Below are 20,300 nucleotides of genomic sequence, written 5' to 3'. Positions count from 1 at the left end.
GCGCAGGTGCGCGCCCGTCCGCCGGCCCTCTTCGCATCGCTCAGCGCTTGCCGCCCAGCAGCCCGCCGCCGATCCTGAGCACATCGCCGAGCCCGAACTGGCCATCGCCATCCTGGTCGAGCACCGCGCCAAGCAGGCCGCCGCCGATGCCGCCCTGCTGGCGCACCTGCTGCTGCTCCTGGCCGAGGATCGAGCCGAGCAGCCGTGCGTCGGGTTCGCCCTGCGCCAGCGCGCCCTGCCCCTTGTTCTGGAACAGCTGCCGCGCCAGGAAGGCGAGCACGATCGGCGCGAGCAGCTTCATCAGCTGGCCGGCCTTGTCGTTGCCCAGGCCGGTGGCCTGTCCGAGACCCGCTTCGGCGCGCGGCAGCTGCCCGCCCAGCACGTGGCCGAGGATGCCGGCGCCATTGGTCTGGCGCGACTGCGCGCCGCCGAGCACCGCCCCCAGCAGCCCGCCGAGGTCGCCGGCGCCGGAAAAATCGTTCTGCAGCGCGCCGTACAGTGCGTCCGCGCCCTGCGGCTGGCTGGCGTTGCGGCCGAGCGCGCCCAGCAGCAGAGGCAGCGCCGCGCTCACGGCACCCGCGGTCTGCGCCTGCCCGGCACCCAGTTGCTGCGCGATCTGCCGCAGCGGTGCGCCCTGGAGCTGTTCGAACAGCTGGTCGGTCAGCGAAGGGGACATGGACATCTCCGGGACGGCGCGCAGCGCGCGCGGGCGGCTACTGTAGCCCCTTGAGCCGGTACAGCGCCTCCAGCGCCTGCTTGGGCGTGAGCTCGTCCGGATCGATCGAGGCCAGTGCCTCCAGCGCCGCCGACGACGGAGCGAACAGGCCGAACTGCTGCGGCTGGTCGATGCGCTCGGCCGACATCGGCGCGGCCGGGGCATCGTGCCCGCGCTGTTCGAGTTCGGCCAGGCGCGCGCGCGCGTCGCGGATCACCGCCCTGGGCAGGCCCGCGAGCGCGGCCACCTGCAGGCCGAAGCTGCGGTTGGCCGGCCCCTCCTTCACCGCGTGCATGAACACCAGCGTCTCGTTGCCGCGTCCGTCGTGGTGCTCCACCGCGTCCAGGTGCACGTTGGCGATGCCGCTGCCGGGGGTGGCGAGCGCGGTCAGCTCGAAGTAGTGGGTGGCGAACAGCGTGTAGCTGCGGTTGCTGGCTGCGAGGTGGCGCGCGCACGCCTCGGCCAGGGCCAGTCCGTCGTAGGTCGAGGTGCCGCGGCCGATCTCGTCCATCAGCACGAGCGACTGCTCGGTGGCGTGGTGCAGGATGTAGCTGGTCTCGGCCATCTCGACCATGAAGGTCGACTGGCCCTTAGCCAGGTCGTCGCCGGCGCCGATGCGGGTGAGGATGCGGTCGATCGGCCCGATCTGCGCGCGCGCGGCCGGCACGAAGCTGCCGATGTGCGCCAGCAGCACGATCAGCGCGTTCTGGCGCATGTAGGTGCTCTTGCCGCCCATGTTCGGACCGGTGATGACCAGCATGCGGCGGCCGTTGCACTCCGCGCCGCCGTCGAGGACCAGGTCGTTGGGTTCGAAGGGCTGGTCGCGCACCGCCTCGACCACCGGATGGCGGCCACGCTCGATGCACAGGCACGGCTCGGAGCCCAGCTGCGGCCGCGACCAGTCCAGCGCCTGCGCGCGCTCGGCGAAGGCGGCGAGCACGTCGAGCTCGCTCAGCGCGGCGGCGCACTGGCGCAGCGGTTCGAGCCGGGCGTTGAGCGCGTCCAGCAGTTGCTCGTACAGCAGCCGTTCGCGCGCCAGTGCGCGTTCGCGCGCCGACAGCACCTTGTCCTCGAAGGTCTTGAGTTCCTCGGTGATGTAGCGCTCGGCGTTGGTCAGCGTCTGCCGCCGGGTGTAGTGCGCCGGCGCCCTGCCCGCCTGCGCCTTGCTGATCTCGATGAAGTAGCCGTGCACACGGTTGTAGCCGACCTTGAGCGTGGCGATGCCGGTCGCCTCCTTCTCGCGCGCTTCCAGGTCGACCAGGAACTGGTCGGCATGGGTGCTGAGCCGGCGCAGTTCGTCGAGTTCTGCGTCGTGGCCGTCGGCAAAGACGCCGCCATCGCGCGCCAGCACAGGCGGCTGCTCGACCAGCGCCTGTGCCAGCAGTTCGGCTTCGGCGGCGTGCTCGCCAAGCTGCTGCGACAGTTCGCGCAGGCGCGGCGCATCCAGCGGCGCCAGCAGCTCGCGCAACGCAGGCAGCATCGCCAGGCCGTCGCGCAGGGTCGACAGGTCGCGCGGCCGCGCCGAGCGCAGCGCGATGCGCGAGAGGATGCGTTCGAGGTCGCCAAGCGCGCGGAAACGTTCGCGCAGCCCGTCCTCGCAGCGATGGTCGATCAGCGTGGCCACCGCATCGTGGCGCAGGCGCACGGTGTCCTGCTCGCGCAGGGGCCGGTGCAGCCAGCGCCGCAACAGCCGTCCGCCCATCGGCGAGACGGTGCTGTCGAGCACGCCCAGCAGGGTGTGCCGGGTGTCGCCATCGACGCGGGTGTCCAGCTCGAGATGGCGGCGCGTGGCGGCGTTCATCGCGATCGCGCCGTCGCCGCTCTCGACCGCGATCGAGGTCAGGTGCGGCAGCCGCTGTTTCTGCGTCTCCTCCACGTAGCCCAGCAGCGCGCCGGCCGCGGCAATGGCCAGAGGCCGGTCCTCGATCCCGAAGCCGGTGAGATCGTGCAGGCCGAAGAACCCCAGCAGCTGGCGGCGGCCGCTGTCCGGATCGAACAGCCAGGGCGCGCGCCGGCGCAGGCCGCTGCGCTCGTGCAGGCTCGCCGGCCAGCCGTCCTCGTCGGGCAGCAGCAGTTCGGCCGGGTCGAGCCGCGCCAGTTCGGCTTCCAGCTGGTCCTCGTTGGCCACTTCGTTGACCAGGAAACGCCCGGCCGACAGGTCCGCCCAGGCCAGCCCGAATCCCGCCTTGCCGCGCACCAGCGCCAGCAGCAGGGTGTCGCGGCGTTCGTTGAGCAGGGCCTCGTCGGTCACCGTGCCCGGCGTGACGATCCGCACCACCTTGCGCTCGACCAGGCCCTTGCTCGCGGCCGGGTCGCCGATCTGCTCGCAGATCGCCACCGATTCGCCCAGCGCCACCAGCCGCGCCAGATAGCCCTCGGACGAATGGTGCGGCACGCCCGCCATCGGGATCGGCTGCCCGCCGGAACTGCCGCGCTGGGTGAGGGTGATGTCCAGCAGCCGCGCGGCCTTGCGCGCGTCGTCGTGGAACAGCTCGTAGAAATCCCCCATCCGGAAGAACAGCAGCACGTCCGGATGCTCCGCCTTGGCGGCGAAGTACTGCTTCATTAGTGGAGTATGCTCATGGCCCGCCGCCCTCGCAGCTGGGTGGCTAGATTTTTCAACGGCTTGCGAGGTATCGCGGACTGTCATGTAGCTCTCAAAAGCGGTGTAAGATCAAATTTCAGGGATTCGAGTGGTCCATAGATGGACCAGAACCGAAGCAGCGGCGGCGAGGATTGTCTCTTATGGACCATCCACTGTCGCGCGGAGACACATGGACCATGGCAAAACTGGCAACCAAGTATCGCCTGACGCAGACGCAGCTGCGTTCTCTGACCATGGCCCAGCGCCCTGAGTTGGATGCCAACGGCAAGGTCATCCTCGTGCCCAACGAAACGGGCAAGTCCTATCGGTTCGGCGATGCCACCCCGGGCGCGCCGGTCGGGTTTGGCTTCTATGTGGGTCCCACGGGCGTGTTCTATGAGCTGAGAACCCAGCACGAGGGAGTCAGGCGGCGGATCGCCCTGGGGTCGGTTCAAGATCTGTCGATCGCCCGGGCGCACGAACTGGCTGGCGCTCAGCGGCACCACATCCGCCAGACAGGCGAAGATCCACGAGAGCGGATCCGGGTTGAGGTGGCCAGGCAGCGGGCCCGCGGAAAAACGGTAGGCGACGCCCTTCGAACCTACATCGCCCAGCTCGAAGATCGCCTCGCCCGCGGAAAGGCCAAGGTCGGCGGCGTGGAAGGCGTCAGGGACGCCCTGGCCAGATTGGAACGAGATGAGGTCAGGCTTGCTGACAGGGCCATCGCGGAGCTGACAGATGAGGACATCCTTGGGGCGTGGAGCAAGCTGCGCCACTCCTGCATGCTTCAATCGAACCGCCTGAAACCCGCGGTCAAGGAACTTCTGACTGCCCAAGGCGAGTGGTGGAAGCTCACTGTCGCAGATCTGGTCCGGCTGGGCCTGACTGGCAAGACAGTCGCCTTGGCCCACGCTGCCGGCCTGTCGGCTACCGAGCAGACCATGGGTAATGCGGCCAGGGCTGTGGCAAAGGCCATCTCAGCGGAGCGGAAGGCGGCCGCCCAGGCGGGACGCCAGCCGGCGCTGGCGCACAATCCCTTCGATGTGCTGACCGAGGAAGACCGCTACCGGTCCAGCCGCGATCTGGCCAAGCATTACGAGGCCGCGCGCGTGCGCAACCCCTTGGGCACGGATGACAGTGCAACCGGCACGCAGAGCTTGCCTGCGGTGCTCAAAGCCCTCGTGGGTCGGAGGGACATGCAAAACGGCCACAACGCCGTGGGTGTGGACTACCTGCTGCTGACCCTGCTGTGGGGAAGCCGTCGCAGTGAAGCCGCCAAGCTGCGCTGGTACGACAGCTGCTCTCCTGAGGAATTGGAGCTGCAGCTCGCCTCTTGGGCTTGGCTGGCCCCGGAGCCTTTCGCGAAAAACCCGACTACCGGGCTGCGCGGTTCACAAGTGTTTTTCCACGACACGAAGAACGGCGATTTCCAGTTGTTGCCCGTGGCCTACTTCGCCGAGCGGATCTTGCGCTGGCGAGTCGACGACACCGCCTTGAAAACGCGGGTCAGGGAGAAGTCGCTGGCCCTGGCGCAGAAGGAAGGCGACCAAGCCGCAGCTGCACGCCACGCCTGGCACCTGGAGAACCTACGTCGCTGGGTGTTCCCGGCCCGAAACCCTCAGTCCAAGGCCGGACACCACACCGACAGTAAGGCCATCATCCACAACATCCGGCTGGACGCTGGCTTGCTGGACCCGGAGCGAGGCATCGACGTCGGACTGACTCCCCATGACCTGCGGCGCACTCTGGGCCGCTTTGCGGGCCGGCTGCTGCCGGGCCATGTGGTCAGCCAGCTGCTCAACCACCATAGCGACCGGGATGAGGGTGGGCGCATGGCCAAGGTAACGGAGCGGTACAGTCAGCAGGAATGGCCCCACCTCCAGGAGGCCATGGCCAAGGTCGAGGAAGCGCTCATCTCCACCAGCCCGCGGGTGTGGAATATCCTGCGGGGGACGGACAAGCAGATCCTTGACGAACAGTCCGACCCACCCTTGAACCTGCCCAGCCGCCGAAGCCTTGGACATCGCAGCAAAGCGCACTCCGCAGCAAGCCAAGGAAGCCTTGGCTCGGCGTAGAGCCGAGGCTGACGCGCGGGCGAAAGCTGCCATCGAGGCCCTGAGGACTGCCGCCGACCTGCGACGGCACCAGGCTGCGACCGAGGCTCTGGAAGGCCTCCTGACCCGGGCCACCGGCCTGCGCTTCGACACCTTGGCCGACTTGCTCGCACCCCAGCCCTGGGCTTTGGACGAGACCGGGGCGATCCTGGGCCACCTGCTGACTGTGGATGACGCAACCTTCTTGGCCGCTGTCGAGGATGGCCGCTTGGATGGCCTGACCCTGGAGGAGGCGTTCGGACAGCTGTGGGCCGACATGGATCAGCGGGCGGTCTGGACCAGGCTGTACGCCAAGCTGCTGCGAGGACGGGCCGATCATGCCGAGCGGCAGCTTGAGGCGCAGCGGCGGCGCGAGGGGCTGCTGATGGTTGCGGGAAACACGAGACACACGGAGCGGCCATGAAGCTTTATCACTACACCACTTCCGAAGGAGCTTGGCGTATCCACACGGATCAGCTCATACGCCGTTCGCCACCAAATCCACTAAATGGCGATATGGTTTCCCTAACAACCGACGAGGACCCGGCGGGACACGGGCTACTGGATGGAAGGGAAGTGCCGACAGACGTCGCAAAGCAGCTCGGCGGGCGGGTCTTGCAATGTGGCAATCTCCTCTACTGCCAGGATCATACGCAGTGGAGGATTGGGATAGTGCTTGACCCTGACGATGCTGACCTAGTGCGTGCCACGGCATTCCACAGCGAGAGAGAAATCCTTGCCTTGGACATGGCAGCATGCTTTCCCGAGTACGCACGTCTAACAGATGAGCTTATGAAGCAAGCAGCGACGGCGATCTTGACTGGCAGCCACAAGCCGAAATCTCCTACTTGGTGGTACTACAAGAGGGACATCCCGACAGGGGTCAGCGCGACGTGGGAGAAGAACGATGGCAGCGGGCGATACGTTCAATCCGCGCCGACATATCCATGATCCCGGCGGCGCGGCGATAGGCGAAACCTTCCGAGCTGGTCGCCCCTTCTTCCTTATCAGTAGTGGGGAGTAGTTTAGCGTGGGTCAGCTCGCTCTTTATCTCGGAGATTATCTCGGCTGGCCACATGTGTGCCCGGGCCATCCCCTGGGCCATGTAGTAGGCGTGATTGCGTTCCAGCACCTGCAGGATGATTTCCTCCTGCTCGGCGGTCAGCGACAGACGTGGCTGGGTGGAGAATCCCTGGCTCACTTGCCTTTGACCTTGCCGTTGAACTTTGCGGCCAGGGCTTCCTTGTAGATTTCCTTGGCCTCCTCCATCGAACAGCCGTAGCCGTCCGCCAGGCGCAACAGCTCATCGGCGATCTTGCGACGCCCCGCCTCCGCAGCCTTGGCCATCTTCTGCGCTGCAGCCTTCGCCTCATCGCGGGCTTCCTGCAACTTGAACCGTGTCCAAGCTTTCACCAGGGCATCGAGTTCCTTCGACGGCAGACCGCGGGCGATCGCCTGATCCACCGTCATCTTCGGTTGTTCGGCACGCTGGCTACGTTTGCGAGCTGGGCTGCTGGCCGCCTTGGCAGTAGAAGGCCTGGCCGAGGCCGGGCGTGAGGTCTGGGCAGTCGTCGGAGCCGCGGTGGTCGGTGCCGGCTGCGCGGCGAGGCCGGGACTGAAAGGCTGAGCGGGGGTCGTGGACTTGGGCGGCTGGAAGTCTGAGAACGGATCGGAAGACATGGCAGGGGAATGAAGTGGACCTGCCAGCAGCATGTGAGAAAAACGTTATTGCGCAAGGGCAGCGACGAGGCGGAAGCCGAGTCAGCCAGAGCCAGGGCGAGAGCCAGGCAGGCCGGCCGACGCCAGTCGGCCGAAAAATCCGGCCGAGCGTCAGCGAGGCCGGCGACGCATATGCCAGACAAGAGCTGTCTGGCGAGGCCGTCAGGATAGAGCCGCTGACGGCGACGGCCTGCCAACGATGAGGCAGTCGGCAGGCCGGACGCGCGACGATGAAGCTGTCGCGCGCTAAAGCCAATGACTAGGTCATTGCTGGCAGGCAGCAATACACGAATGCACCTAAGGTGAGCAATCGTGTTCCGTTTTGCGAACGGAAACCGCGAAATCAAAGGAAACTCGCGTTGCTCACCCCCCAAAAGCTTGCCAATATGCGGCCGTGTCGCATGCTGAAGTAAGAGTCCTCAGCACTATCGAAATGAGCACCCAGATCCGCTTCCGCCTCAGCGGCAACGACGAGGCCACCTTCCTGTCTGCCGCACGCCACGCTGGGCTGTCGGCCGACGCCTATGCGCGCGTCCGGGCGCTGACACCGGTGGAGCCAGGGGCAACCATTCCACCTGAGCTGGATAAGCGACTGGAAGCGCTGGAGAGCAAAATCACAGAGCTGGCTGAGAGCCGTCCCGGCGCTACTGCCACGCCTGCCACCGTGATCCAGGGCATCGAAGTTGACGATCTCGTGCGGGAGGTCCGCTGGGAAGTCATGCGAGGCTTCAACGCCATACTGACCCTGCTGGACGCTGAAACGCTGCCGGAGCAGAACAGTCAGGCACCGCCTGACAGGTCGAACTAATCGGACGGTGAAGCCATGGCCGTCCTGAAATCCACCCGGCTCCACCTGAAAAAAGACGGCAGCGTTGACGCTGTCCGCAAGTACTTGAGCACCACTCGGGAGTACTACGCCCAGGAAGGACTGAGCCTGGACGGCAAGCCAATCCTGCCCGACGCCGAATGGCTGGACAGCCCGGCGGCGGCGAAGCTGGGCTTGAACAAGCCAGGGCGAAACCAGGACGAGGATTTCGCCAAGCTGCTGGCCGGCTACCACCCCAAGACTGGCAAGGCGCTGGTGCAAAACGCTGGTGAGGCCGGCCGGTGCATGGCCGTCGACCTGACGTTCTCACCCCGGAAGGAGTACAGCCTGGCCTTCATCGCCGCTTCCCCAGCCGAGCGTGAGCAGATGACCCAAGCCTTTCACCGCGCCCGGGATAAGGCCCTGGAGCTGATCACAGGCGGACTGAACACGCGAGCCGGCAAGGGCGGTCAGCGGCATGTGGGGATCGAGGGATTGTTGGTGCGGTCTGTGGACCACATCGACAGCAGGGCTGGGGACCCGCAATGGCACTGCCACGCCGTGGTGGCCAACGTTGCCTTGGACAAGGACGGACAGTTCCGCAGCGTGGATTTCCGCGATCTCATGCGTACCACTGGGAGCCTGCAGGAGGCCGCCCAGGAGGTGTTCGCCCGCGAGTTGGCCGAGGGCTTCATGGCCATGGGATTCGGCATTGAGCGGCAGCGGGTGCTGGACGAGGACGAGCGCGACACGGGCAAGGTGGCCAACAAAATTGCCGGCATAGATCAGTCCACCTGCGAGGCGTTCTCCACGCGCAGAGCACAGATCAAGGAAGGCATGGCCCAGGCCGAGGCGGAAGGCAGGATCACAGACGCCACCACCGTGGCCAAGGCCACCCGGGCCGCCAAGCACATGAGCGCCAGCGAGATCATCGTCGAAGCCCGGCAGCGACTAGAAGAGCTGGCCGCCCTGACGCCTGGGCACTTCATGAAGGCCGCAGACTTGAAGGGCAAGGACAGTGTGGAGCTGGAGAAGCAGAAGAGCCCGCTGGCGTGGTTCGATGAGCTCCACGCCATGGACAGCCACTGGAACCGCTCTGCGTTGATCGCCAAGCTGGCCCGTGAGCTGCCGTTGGGCACCGGCATAGACATCCCTGCCGAAGCAGATCGCCTGCTGGCGGAGTGGGAGGAGAACGGCACGATCATCCGGCTGCGAGACGACGAGAGCCTCAAGCAGGCACGATGGTGTTCCCGCGATCAGTGGTTCCTGGAGCTGACTGTGTTGCCCGCGGCGAAGAAGCGGGCCGAGGAGCAGGACATCCGGCTCGACCGGGAAGCCGTGCTCAAAGCCATTGAGGAGCATGAGGCCGCCATGTCGGAAAAGCTGGGCAAGCCGGTTCAGCTGTCGGACGAACAGAAGGCCAGCGTGCTCCATGTGGCCAGCGAGACGGGCGGGCTGGCCTGCATCATCGGGCAGGCCGGCACCGGCAAGAGCGCAAGTGCTGGCGCCTATGTCCGTGCTTTCAAGGCTGCCGGCCGGCGAGTCATTGGCACCTCTACCAGCCAGGCGGCCACGGATAACCTGCGCAAGGAAGCAGAGATCGAGGGAAAAAACACGGCCGAGCTGCTGTACGCCCTGGACAAGGGAAAGCTCACCCTGACAGCCAACGATGTCGTCGTGCTGGACGAGGCTGGAATGGTGGGCGCGAAGACCTTCCGCCGGATCCAGAAGCATGTGGACAAGGCCGGGGCCAAGCTCATCGCCGTAGGCGACCCCAAACAGCTGGAAGCAATCGAAGCTGGCGGCCCATTCGCCCAGCTGTGCGAGAAGTTCGGCGCAGCCTCCATCACGCAGATCATGAGGCAGAGAAACGCCCAGGAGCGCGAGCTAGCCGAGGCGTTCTACGACGAGAACAAGACTGGCGCAAACATCGTCGAGGAGATGCTGGCCAAGGGCATGCTTCGGAAAGAGAAACACCAGGTCAAGGCACTGGCCAAGGCATACCTGGACGACGAGCGCGCAGTCCAGGACAAGCTCATTGTTGTCCATACCCACGCCGACGCCTCCGCGGTGGATGGCTACGTCCGCAAGGGCTTGAAGGAACGTGGTCAGCTAGCCGAAGGCTCAGCGAAGACTCTGGCCCTGGGCAGTGGCGAGTACCGCCGTGAGCTGGAGGTCTGTATCGGCGAGCGGATCCGCTTCCAGAAGAACGACCGAAAAGACAAGGACGGCAAGCGGCGATGGAACAACAACGATATTGGCACGGTGGTCAGCTTCAAGCGGGCCACGAGCAAGCGCGGCCTGACGCTGGTGGTGAAGCTGGACGATGGGCGAACCGTAGACGTGGATACCGAACAGTTCCAGCGGTTCGGCTACGCCTACGCCCGCACCGCCCACAGTGCCCAAGGCCTAGGTGCCGAGAGCGTGTACTGGCTGGCCCGGGGCGGGATGATCGACCGCAACGCCGGCTTGGTGGCCATGACCCGCACGAAGAGCAACTTCCATGCCTTCGCATCCCCTGAGGAAGTCGAAAAGCTGGCCAGCGCACTGGATGAGTGGGGTAAGAAGGAAACCGTCATGGAGCTGGCCAGGAGGCGGAACAAGCCCGCTGTCGCCAAGAAGCTGGGCCAGCCGCTGGTTGCCCCGGGGCCGGACGCTCCACTGGCTACTGACAAGGCGCAGAAGGTGCGAGAGCAGCAGGAGGCTCAGGCACAAGCTCAGGCACAGCAGATCAAGCGTGCTGGGCAGGATCTCGCCCAGGCCATGGAGCAGTGGAAGGCCAAGTGCGATGAGGAGCGCAACGTCGCGTGGTCTCAGCTGGAACAGCTGACTCATCCTGACGGCGATATCGCCCGCTTCCAGGCGCTGTCCGACGACGAAGATCCCTACATGCGGGCGGCCTTGGGCAAGAAGCACGACAAGGCTGTTCGCCGCCAAAAACAGATCGAGCAACGGCTGGCGGTGCTCAACCCAAGGACCGACGCCGACAAGAAAAAGGCGAAGGCTGAGCTGGAGGCTTGGCTGGAGACCTTTTACGTCGGTGGTGCGCAGGCGGCACGCACGGATCGGCACCTGAGGCATGAGAAGCCCAATGTGGTCAGCTTCCGCCAGGTCATGCTCGCTCGGCGGAAGGCCGCGCTGGCCAAGACTCAAGGTCAACAAATGCCAGTGGGAATCCGCCACGCAAGCGCCGCAAAATCCGATGAGCAGGTGCTGGTGAACAGGATCAGAGAGCGGAAGCAGGCGCAAAAATCCCCTGTCGCGGGTACGTCCGCGTCGCGCGATGAGAGAGTGGCCCGGCTACATGCTGAGCTGGACAACATCACTATGCGCAGCAGGCAGCGTCAGGAGCGGGAATCCCAGCGTCGCTATGAGGACGCGTCGAAAATGTGGAACATGACCTTGGTGGAGGAGCGGCAGCGGATCCAGCAGGAACTCGGGCGGGTTGGCGGCAAGCGTCGGGAGCAGCTCCGCGAACGGCTGGCCGTACTGGATGGAGCCACTCCAGCGCACCGGGCACAGCAGCGGCAGGAGAAGCTGGCCTGGATCGAGCAGCACTACCAAGGAGGGGTGGCGCAAGTCCAGGCTGACCTAGCCTTGGTGGAGGCGGTCAAGGCGCGGGCCAAGACCGTGGTTCTGGGTCAGGACACTGACACATCGCCCGAAGAGATCGACTGGGAGACATCCCGCTTTCCGGAGCGTACAACGCGCATTGATCCCGCGGCCATGGGCTCGCCCGGCCGAAACCCTGCACCGCCTCCGCGTCGCCGACCGGGCATGCTGCCTACCCAGCCCGGCCTGCCAACGATGCCCAGGCCGCCGCGGCCTAAGGGCTGGGATATGGAGATGTAGCGTCAGCGGCCGGCTGCAGCCTTCAAGGCAACCAGAAGCGCCTCCTGCCTGACCTTGGACATTTTCGACAAGATCAAGATGGACTCGGCAATCGCGTCTGTCTCGGCGAAAAACCAGGCCTGAGGCAGGCCCAACGCGTTGGCTAAGGCGTCGGCTGTGGGTCCGTCGGGCATGTGCTGCCCATTCTCGTAGCGACTGATACGGACGGCTGACGGAAACTGTCGAATCGAAGGCTGCTGACAGTGCGAGCCGATACGAAATAAAAATCGGCGCCCACCTGGGGCGCCGTTGTCGGAGGTGTAAGGTCTACTGGGCCACAACCGACCTAGCCAGGTTAGCGACGGATCGGCGCTGCGCAAGGGCTACATCGTAACCACGCACTCATGGCGCTCCTCGGTGCCATCTACGTTCGTCCAAGAAACGACAGCGTCCAGTCGTGAAGGCGTACCCATATGGACCGCAGCCAACACTTCCACCGCCTGCTTAGGCCGGAGCGTGGCCGGCAACTTGGAGCGATAGTCCTGCTCCATGAGCGGGCTATCGTTGGTCAAGATTTCGAACGCGGCATCGCAGGCTGGCGTTTCCCCGTCGTTGACCAAGCGAAAACGATACGTCGTCTGAGGACGCCCATTGGCACCGATGCTCTGTTTCTTGACTAAGCTCAGCGAAACGCTTGTCCTGTTGCGCCTCGCCTGCTCCTGTTCTAGTTGCAACTTGGCCAAGTTGGCCGGCGCTTGCGCAAGCTCGTTTGCCTCCTGGGCGATCTCGTTGGCCCGTCCAGCTCGGCGTAGTGCGACAGCACTGATGATCAGCGCCAAGATGGCCGTCGCCGCAGTGATGAGTTCGGTATAGGTCATGCTTTCAATCTAAGCCGCGTTCGGAAATGCAGCAAATGGGATCATCACGCCTTGCCACTCTCCTTCGCCCATATTGGCTGGAACATGTTCGCTCATGGCGGCGGTGGTTACCACGACGGGGGGATAGACGGGGCTTTCATCGTCCACCCGCCACAGGTGAAAGACATGGTGGTCCGTTTCCTGGGCGCGGCGCCACTCATTCTGGGTGAGGTAAAAATACCCACCGTTTGACTGCGTCGTTGCTTTCACCTCAATCGACAGTTGCCGTGGATCGGTCTTGTCTACAATCGATAACACGTCGTACCCGTCGGCGTTGCTCTCTAGCGCCACCCACAGGGGCTTGTGGCCCGTCCTGTTCTGTTCGAACTCAATCGAAGCACGTTCGCCGATGCGGCCTATCGCAGTAAGACGGTCATCTTTTAGGCCACGAGCACGAGCGGCCAGGGCATCCCAGAACGCCACGGTGGCTCCGTCGGTTCCACTCACAAGACCGGCTTCATCGAAGACCTGAGCAATAGCTGATCCAGCAAACAACAGAACGCGGCTTCGACCCGACGCCGCGGCCTGCAGCCAAGCTGGTCGAACGATGTCGATGTAATCCAAGACTGCCGCACGCGTTCGAGCCTGGTGGTCGGCCAGTCCGCGTATCCGTGCCCCTGAAAGCGTTAGCACAGCAGCCCCGGACGGGTTGGCTTCGATCCAATTCAATCCTTGAACGACAGAGAGAACGTCCTTCACTGGCATGCCGCCTAGCTTGCCGAATGAACCTGGTACCTCACGCAAGGCCAGCGGGGTGAGTTCTGCCAAGCGCAGCAGATCAAAAGCCCCGATGAGAAGACCTGGGGATAGCGGAATCACGCGAAGGATTTCCGAAAATCGTAAAGGAGCGCACGGATGTCATCGGTGGCCAAGCCCGTGCTGTACTCTTCATAGTCATCAATGTCGGAAGGGTCCAGCGCGATCGGATCCGGGCGCAAAGAAGAGTCATTCAGTGCGTCTGCCATCTGGGTGATCTTGAAGTCCAGCCTCGTGCGTACGGTCTCGTCTACCGTGTCGACACACTCGACTATCTCTACGCGTGTATCCTGATCTGCAGCTAATCCGAAGCGGTGGATACGGTCTTCTGACTGTAAATAATGGGCTGCGTTGAAGGTGCGGTCCAAGTAAATCGCATGGTGGCAGACGTCGTGAAGGCTGACACCCTCACTGGCAGCAGCAGGATTGGCCACCAGCACGCAGGTGTTCGGGTTGTCCCTGAATTGCTTGATCTTGGCTTCCCGCGTCCCGTCGACTTCTTCGTCGCCGGCATCGACGCCACCGTGAATGTAGACGGCGCCCACGTCGGAAAGCCGATCGGCCAGATATTCGACGTTTCGCACGAATGATGACCAGATGAGTACCTTTTTCCCCTCGCGTGCCAAACTCCTTGTTCGGCTCAAAACATAATTGATCTTCGGACCATCACCCTCCGCCAGTACGCCTGCAAGCATATCGGCGTGGGCGAAGCCGATCTCCGATGCCAGCAGCGCAGGGTTGGATACAAACTGAAGGAGCCGAGCAACAGAACGGCCAAGGGATCGGAATACTTGCTTGCCTGGGATGGACAGCGCCGACGCGGCGTCGCGCGCTACTTCCTGTTTCATGAGTTGATACAGCTCGTGCTGGAAAGGTGCCATCCGCAACGGAACAAACGTGCGGTCAACTGGCTTTAAGCCAAGCTCTCCCTTGGTCGTTCGAACGTAGACAGGGCGAATTAGGTCTACGACGTTATCAGCGCGAGTTGGCACTTCTGGGTACAAGAAGGCGAACTGCGGAATGAGGTCATCGGTGGATTGAGGCATCGGGGTGCCCGACATCACCAGCTTGCCCGTAGGCAGATGCGACAGACTCAACGTTGCGCGTGCAGTCTGCTTTGCTACGCCGCTCTTGATGCGATGACTCTCGTCGAGATAGATGAAGCACGGGTGTTCTGCGCAGTGGGCGGCAATTAGATCGGTTACGCGGACGAGCTGCTGATAAGTGATAATCATGCAGCGCGGGTCGGGCCGGAGAAGCGCTTCGATCCTGTCGCGACCACCCTTGAGGCGAACAAACTCATCGGCCAAGTGCGGAGCGCACTTGGCCAGTTGCTCATCCCACGACGCGAACGCATTTTTTGGTGCGATAACGAGCAAGCGCTCGCCTTCCGTCGCGCGATAGATGAAGTACGCCAGCGCCTCAGTGGTCTTTCCCGCACCTGGTACGGAGAAGGTGGCTGCAGCAGGCAGGGGCGCCATGCGGCCTACATTGCGCAACTGCTCATCCGAAAGAGTACGCAGGAAGCCGCGCTCCGTGAGGGTGTTTTGCAACACTGTTGCGTCGACAGAGACGGAGTCGACGGCACTTTGATAGCTGCTGAGAGTCTGGTGTGATTGGCGAAGAAGCGCAGCCGCTGGGGCGCTGACATCGACGTCTTTGCCGAGCGTCAAGCTATGAGCAGAAAGGAGCTTGAGAACGTCGCCGCGCAAGGCGGAAAAGTTGTACCAGGGCAAAGTAAGAACTGTCGACATCTCCTGAGTAGCGTCATCCGTGTGATCGGAGACAATCCGATTCAGTAGCGTGATCCACGGAAGCTCAGCATCCTGGCTATCCCAGGAAAGCACTGCGCGACGGTCGGATGGACGATAGTCAATCCTGAGCATGTTGTTCGAGGTAGCTTCTGATCTTGGATACCTGGCTCTCGATGCCCTTGAGTTGGGCTTCAACGCCGGCGCGCTGGCACTCTGGGCGCAGTCCATCCTTCGCAGCACCAGCCAGGAGAGTGTTCGCCTTCGCGCACGCGTCAAGGAGGTAGTTGGCCTGTTTGCTGTCTCGCTTGAGCTGCTTCTGGCTCTCAATCACGTCGACGATGATCTGCCGGGCACGATCCGCGTTCTCCGGCTTCTGTATCTCTACTGCCAAAGGTGTGTCGCGGGCCTCGCCCTTTGCGGGAGCGCCACCGAACAGCCCCTCAAGTGCATCGTCGGCCTTTGGGGCCTCGACGGGGAACTCAGATAGCAGCCTCTCGCGCACTTGATCGAGGTACTCGCCAATTGCAGGAATAGCATCATAGAGCCGGCCGCCCGCGTCCTCAGGGCGCTCAATGAGCACATAGGCCGCCTCTGTGAACAAGGCCTTGCTTCCGACATCGGGCATCTTCTCGCGCGTGCCAACAAGCTTTCTGAAAGCGAAGTCCTTATCAGAAACCTCGGACCACATGTTCGCCTTGCCCCGAGACTTGAGGTACTCAATCGCGTTCTGACGCATGTCCAGGAGCTCGGTAACATGGGACTCCTTGATGTCGTACAGCAAGGCAAGATCGGCGTTGGAAAAACCATCTTTCTCACGCTTCTGGTGGAGCATGTTGGCAAACGTGTCCCAGCTGTAGTCAGCCTTGATGTCCTTGGCAATCTGGAGACGGGCTTCGAGTCGGTCGATCTCGCGCTCATCGCAATGCGGCAGAATTACAACGTCGATGTAGCGAAAGTGGGCGTACTTCGTCTGATCTGACGCGTACAGATCACGCCAGGTAGAGAGACGACGGTTTCCATTGATAACGAAGCCACTTTCATCGAGAACGAGGGGCGCTTCCTGGATGTTTCGCGTGTTCTCAAAGTGCTTGCGCAGCCCAGACAATCCTCCGAGCTCCACGAGAATTTCGTGCTGAGCCTCCTGTGCGTCGAGCAGTTCCGGATCGCCCGAGAACAAGTCGCCGCGAAGGCTTGTGTTGCGCGCCAGATGCTCTTCCTGAAGAGAGACGGTCCTGCCATTGCCTAAGCGATACTTGGGGAGGTCGATAGGCACGCGGATGACGTTCAGATACCTTGGGGCACCTTGGAACTCGACGGGAAAAGTGCGGCCATCGTGTTTCTTGAGCAGTGTGTCGAACTCAGCTACCCGAGTGGGATGCGGGCGGCCAAATCGCGACTGGGCGGCTGGAGCTGCGACTGTCATTCAGATACCTCAAGTGAGTAGATGGCGGTTGGTACGTGATACGTCTTCCGGAACACGACAAGCTCGCGCTCCAGTCTTTCCGCAGCCGCGATGTTGCTGCCGAGAAGCTTGGCAGTTGTGGAGCTGGGAAGGACGATCGCTGCTACATTGATGGCGCCATTCAGATACATTGTCTGCAGCTTCATCAGGTCTGCATACATGCGTGCCATGTTTCCAGTCTGGAAGCACAGGCCCACCCCATCGCGGTACGACGTGATGGTCATGCCCGAGTTTGGGGCAACGATAAGCTCATCGGTCCATCCTGAAATTTTCAGGCTGCTGAGAAAAGCAAAGCGCATCTTCGCAGAGCCGCCCTTGCTCGTGGGGGGGGTGATAGCGGCAATGGCGGCCTCAATCTCCTTTTTATGCGCCGGGGGAAGAAGCTTGCGGCCCTCGCAGTGTTCAGTGCCTAGAAAGATCACTCATCTTCCCCTTGGATGGACTGGCCGCGCTTGAAGCCCTTCGGAGCAACGGCAAGTGGCGAGCTCGTGTGATCGTGCAAAGGCTTGTCGTGGGGCCGGTAGCGTGCGGTGCCATTGAGCGCGTCGTTGATCCGCTGAACTCCCGTCTGAACGTAAGAAGGGTTCAGCTCGGCCCCCAGGAAGCGGCGGCCGTGAATGGCGGCTGCAACGCCTGCCGACGCTACGCCAGCGAAGGGGTCAAACACCAGGTCGCCGGGGTTGGTCAGGGCTAGAACTAATCTTTCGATCAGCCCCACCGGGAACTGGCAAGGGTGGTCCGTCTTCTCAACGTGGTTGCTCTTCACGTTCGGAATGCCCCAGACGTCTTCTGGGTTCTTCCCTAGTGGGTTTCCGGAGAGGTTGCCGGCGTTTGGCCCTTTGAAGTGGCGCTTTCCTGGATACTTGGACGGCACCCGCACTGCGTCGAGGTTGAAGGTGTAAACCTCATCCTTTGCACCGGACTTCGTGTACCACATCACGACTTCATACCGACCCGAGAAGCGGCGCTTGTTGTGCAGCCCATGGCCGAACTGCCAAACGATGCGATTACGCAGGCGCAAACCGTGCTGCTTGAATATCGGCGCAAACTCGATATCCAAAGGGAAGACTTCATTGTTGTGGACGTAGTTGCCCACCTGCCAGCAGATGCTGCCCCCATCTTTGAGCCTGGGAATTAGTTCGGCGATGATGCGCTCCTGCCATCCCAGGTAGATATCCAGGCCGGTTTTCTTTTCGTAGCTCTTGCCAATGTTGTAGGGGGGCGAGGTTACGATCAGATCGAACAGTGGTTCCTTGGGAAGACTGGCAAGCAATGCCTCACAATCTCCCTCAACCATGACGTAATCATGTTTCAGCAAGGCGGGTGATTTCGTCGACTTTGCAAGCTTGGTGCGATGAACTGTGGGGGACTTCGGTGTTGGCATTGCTCGGAACTCGTTGATAGGGGGCGCGGAGACTCCCTCACCTGTTTCTTGCGGCAGAATATTTTCTCGAAACATGTAAGACTCCACAAAGGCAGCGTAGTCGGCGCCATTGGCCTGTAAAGGCCCATTGGCAGCCGTTAGTTGCCTGATCCTATCGTTAACCGATCTGAAGATCCAGCCCCGGGGCTATCCCATCATGGGTGAGTCTCGACGTCTGCGACGAGCCCTGGGCTTGGTACATGTACCGCGAGGCCCATCGATGTCAGCGCGCATGCTCGATCTACTGCTGAGGCAGTACCCCGGCCAAGTCTGTCTGGATGTCGCCCAGATCGCCAAGGTGCTCAACCGGCAACCGGACACCATCCGCGATTGGATCAAGGCGGGAAGGCTCCCTGGGGCGAGGCGGGTTCTGGGCCGCTGGATGATGCCGCTGCCTGATCTGGTCGAGGTGTTGGAGCCGCAGGCGCCAACTCCACCGCTTCGGGCGCAGCCGAAACCGGCTACCAGCACGGGGCCCAGGCGAAGGCGTGCCATCGTTATGAACTAGCGTTGGACCAGAGGCCGGCGCTGACGCGCCGGGCGGACGCCGTGCGGCGTCCGGTGTCTCTGGCCGTGGGCCAGGCTATGCGGCGCTGTCGCGCCGCCGCTCCGCGCTGTGGCAGTCGGTGCAGGCTTCCGGGGCGAACGGGCCGTGTGCGGCCGCGGAGAGCGTTCCTGACGGCTTCTGGCCGATAGGCAGGCCACCGCAGGTGGCCAGAGCCTGGCCTCCGGCCAGAAACACCGCGACCGAAGGTCGCGAGTAGATCAGGAAAAGCTCTCACCCGACAGGCCGGCGGGCCACCGGCCCCGGCGCTGTTGCTGTTGCTGTTGCTCCTCCCTCAGATCGAAAGATCGGGCGCGGCCAGCGCCCTCAACCTATAGCCTCTAAAGCCTAAAGCCTGTAGGCGGCGAAACCCGCGGCTTCTATTGTGAAAACAATAACTTACGGAGATCGGCGGTAGCAGATAACCGCCCCCTTCGTAGCAGATAACCGCCCTTTCGGTAGCAGCTAACCGCCCCGGTGGTAGCAGATAACCGCCCCGTTGGTAGCAGCTAACCGCCCCGTCCGTAGCAGATAACCGCCCCGTTCGATCAGCGGCCGGGCGCTAGATAGGTAGCCGCTAACCGCCTCAAGTTGACAGATCGCACGCCGCCCGTACCGTGGTAAATGACCAGTCGATCGCACCCCAAAAAAACAAATCCCGCAGCTATCCCTGTGATCCAAGTCAGCATGCCGCTGGCGATGATCCGAGGCGACCTTTTCAGCGTTGCGGAGAAAGGTGAACGGTCCGACCGCCGACAGGTTGCTGTTGAGAACGGCCCCCTTGGCATCGATGTCCAGTACAGCGGGCCACATTTGAACCAAGAGCATTTCAAGGCCTGGCAAGCCGTCATCCATCTGGCCAAGCAGGAGGATGGTTTGAGCGGCGAGCAATTCGTGGTCTCTGCTACTGATGTCATGCGGGCCATGGGACAGACCTATCGGGACCATGACCAACGACTGCGAGCTTGGCGGCTGCTTGAAGACCTTTCTCAGGCGAGTGTTTATCTGAGCTCGAACCGGAGTCGATACAGGGGCGCACTAGTGTTCTCGGTCCTGCATGAGGAAGCCAGCGGGAAGATGGCCCTCCGTTTGAACCCGGACTTGGCCCAGTTGCTCTCCGATGAGGTCCTGCAGAACGACATGTTGCGCGTGCTGGGACTGGGCCGGAACCAGATAGCTATCTGGCTGCACAACTACTACGCGAGCCATAAGACTCCTCCGGCCATCTCGGTGAAGGAGCTTCAGCGCCTTTGCGGAACCAAGCTTGATCTTCCTCGCTTTAGGCAGCGGTTGCGCACCGCGTTGGACCGCTTGAAGTCCGGCGTGCGCCCGTTGCTAACCCACTGGGAGATCGACGCCAATGACATGGTCCGCGTAAAGAAGATCCCCACCCAAGTGAAGCTGCTTCCCGCACACGTCAACGAAGCGAAGGCCCGCAAGGGGGTATCAGACAAGGCTGCTCAGGCGGCTGCCAGGCGGGCCCAGGTTGCTTTGTAGGGGTAGTCTTATAAGCAGCGCCATGACGCTCCGATGGTCTCCCTTGGCGGCAACTGGAAAGATGGCGATGCCGCCTGCAATCCAGATCGGAACAACACCATCGACGTCAGTCTGGGGTGCCGTGAAGTTCGCCGTCTAAGCAAGACTAGGCTGCACAAGGAAGACCAACGGCGCCCTTGGGCGCTGTTGGTCTTCTTCTT

16 protein-coding genes are annotated in these 20,300 nt (G+C 62.8%); 5 read left to right on the top strand and 11 right to left on the bottom strand.

The features are described from left to right. Window positions 1–40: 40 nt before the first annotated feature. Window positions 41–682, bottom strand: a complete 642-nt coding sequence (locus Q0863_RS10900) for a DUF937 domain-containing protein (RefSeq protein ID WP_298577896.1) — start codon at window positions 680–682, stop codon at window positions 41–43. Between the two features lie 31 nt (window positions 683–713). Next, window positions 714–3,281, bottom strand: a complete 2,568-nt coding sequence (gene mutS, locus Q0863_RS10895) for a DNA mismatch repair protein MutS (protein WP_298577895.1) — start codon at window positions 3,279–3,281, stop codon at window positions 714–716. Window positions 3,282–3,460: 179 nt separating this feature from the next. Between mutS and Q0863_RS10890 the strand changes: the two genes are divergently transcribed. Beyond that, window positions 3,461–5,374 carry an integrase gene (locus tag Q0863_RS10890; protein WP_298577894.1) on the top strand — a complete coding sequence of 638 codons (1,914 nt, stop codon included), beginning with the start codon at window positions 3,461–3,463 and terminating at the stop codon, window positions 5,372–5,374. Next, entirely contained in the window at window positions 5,316–5,816 is a 501-nt protein-coding gene (locus Q0863_RS10885) for a hypothetical protein (protein WP_298577893.1), read from the top strand. The genes Q0863_RS10890 and Q0863_RS10885 overlap by 59 nt, the downstream gene beginning before the upstream one ends. Window positions 5,817–6,275: 459 nt before the next feature. Here Q0863_RS10885 and Q0863_RS10880 read toward each other — a convergent pair whose 3' ends face one another. Both Q0863_RS10880 and Q0863_RS10875 read right to left on the bottom strand, forming a co-directional pair. Further along, window positions 6,276–6,593 carry a hypothetical protein gene (locus Q0863_RS10880; protein ID WP_298577892.1) on the bottom strand — a complete coding sequence of 106 codons (318 nt, stop codon included), beginning with the start codon at window positions 6,591–6,593 and terminating at the stop codon, window positions 6,276–6,278. Further along, window positions 6,590–7,105 (bottom strand): hypothetical protein, encoded by a 516-nt coding sequence (locus Q0863_RS10875; protein ID WP_298577891.1) that lies wholly within the window; start codon window positions 7,103–7,105, stop codon window positions 6,590–6,592. Before Q0863_RS10875 ends, Q0863_RS10880 begins: the two co-directional genes overlap by 4 nt. A gap of 439 nt (window positions 7,106–7,544) precedes the next feature. Between Q0863_RS10875 and Q0863_RS10870 the strand changes: the two genes are divergently transcribed. Beyond that, entirely contained in the window at window positions 7,545–7,919 is a 375-nt protein-coding gene (locus Q0863_RS10870; RefSeq protein WP_298577890.1) for a hypothetical protein, read from the top strand. Window positions 7,920–7,934: 15 nt separating this feature from the next. After that, the gene (mobF, locus tag Q0863_RS10865) at window positions 7,935–11,768 is read left to right on the top strand and encodes a MobF family relaxase (protein WP_298577889.1); all 3,834 of its coding nucleotides are present in this window, start codon (window positions 7,935–7,937) and stop codon (window positions 11,766–11,768) included. Window positions 11,769–11,770: 2 nt separating this feature from the next. Here mobF and Q0863_RS10860 read toward each other — a convergent pair whose 3' ends face one another. Genes Q0863_RS10860 through Q0863_RS10830 form a run of 7 tightly spaced genes read right to left on the bottom strand, consistent with a single transcriptional unit; the run spans window position 11,771 to window position 18,020 of the window. Next, on the bottom strand, window positions 11,771–12,088 hold the full coding sequence (locus Q0863_RS10860; protein ID WP_298578224.1) for a helix-turn-helix transcriptional regulator: 318 nt from the start codon (window positions 12,086–12,088) through the stop codon (window positions 11,771–11,773). A 42-nt stretch (window positions 12,089–12,130) separates the two neighbouring features. Continuing rightward, entirely contained in the window at window positions 12,131–12,625 is a 495-nt protein-coding gene (locus tag Q0863_RS10855) for a hypothetical protein (RefSeq protein ID WP_298577888.1), read from the bottom strand. Window positions 12,626–12,634: 9 nt separating this feature from the next. Next, window positions 12,635–13,483, bottom strand: coding sequence for a DUF3883 domain-containing protein (locus Q0863_RS10850; protein ID WP_298577887.1), 849 nt, complete (start codon window positions 13,481–13,483; stop codon window positions 12,635–12,637). Beyond that, window positions 13,480–15,306, bottom strand: coding sequence for a DEAD/DEAH box helicase (locus Q0863_RS10845; RefSeq protein ID WP_298577886.1), 1,827 nt, complete (start codon window positions 15,304–15,306; stop codon window positions 13,480–13,482). The genes Q0863_RS10850 and Q0863_RS10845 overlap by 4 nt, the downstream gene beginning before the upstream one ends. After that, entirely contained in the window at window positions 15,293–16,597 is a 1,305-nt protein-coding gene (locus tag Q0863_RS10840; protein ID WP_298577885.1) for a hypothetical protein, read from the bottom strand. The genes Q0863_RS10845 and Q0863_RS10840 overlap by 14 nt, the downstream gene beginning before the upstream one ends. Then, on the bottom strand, window positions 16,594–17,058 hold the full coding sequence (locus tag Q0863_RS10835; RefSeq protein ID WP_298577884.1) for a hypothetical protein: 465 nt from the start codon (window positions 17,056–17,058) through the stop codon (window positions 16,594–16,596). The genes Q0863_RS10840 and Q0863_RS10835 overlap by 4 nt, the downstream gene beginning before the upstream one ends. Then, window positions 17,055–18,020, bottom strand: coding sequence for a site-specific DNA-methyltransferase (locus tag Q0863_RS10830; RefSeq protein WP_298577882.1), 966 nt, complete (start codon window positions 18,018–18,020; stop codon window positions 17,055–17,057). Before Q0863_RS10830 ends, Q0863_RS10835 begins: the two co-directional genes overlap by 4 nt. 1,270 nt (window positions 18,021–19,290) lie before the next feature. Between Q0863_RS10830 and Q0863_RS10825 the strand changes: the two genes are divergently transcribed. Further along, on the top strand, window positions 19,291–20,100 hold the full coding sequence (locus tag Q0863_RS10825) for a hypothetical protein (RefSeq protein ID WP_298577881.1): 810 nt from the start codon (window positions 19,291–19,293) through the stop codon (window positions 20,098–20,100). Window positions 20,101–20,300 lie beyond the last annotated feature (200 nt).

Source organism: uncultured Luteimonas sp. (assembly GCF_947492465.1).
Lineage (GTDB): Bacteria > Pseudomonadota > Gammaproteobacteria > Xanthomonadales > Xanthomonadaceae > Luteimonas.
This window is presented reverse-complemented; position numbering and strand designations above follow the sequence as displayed.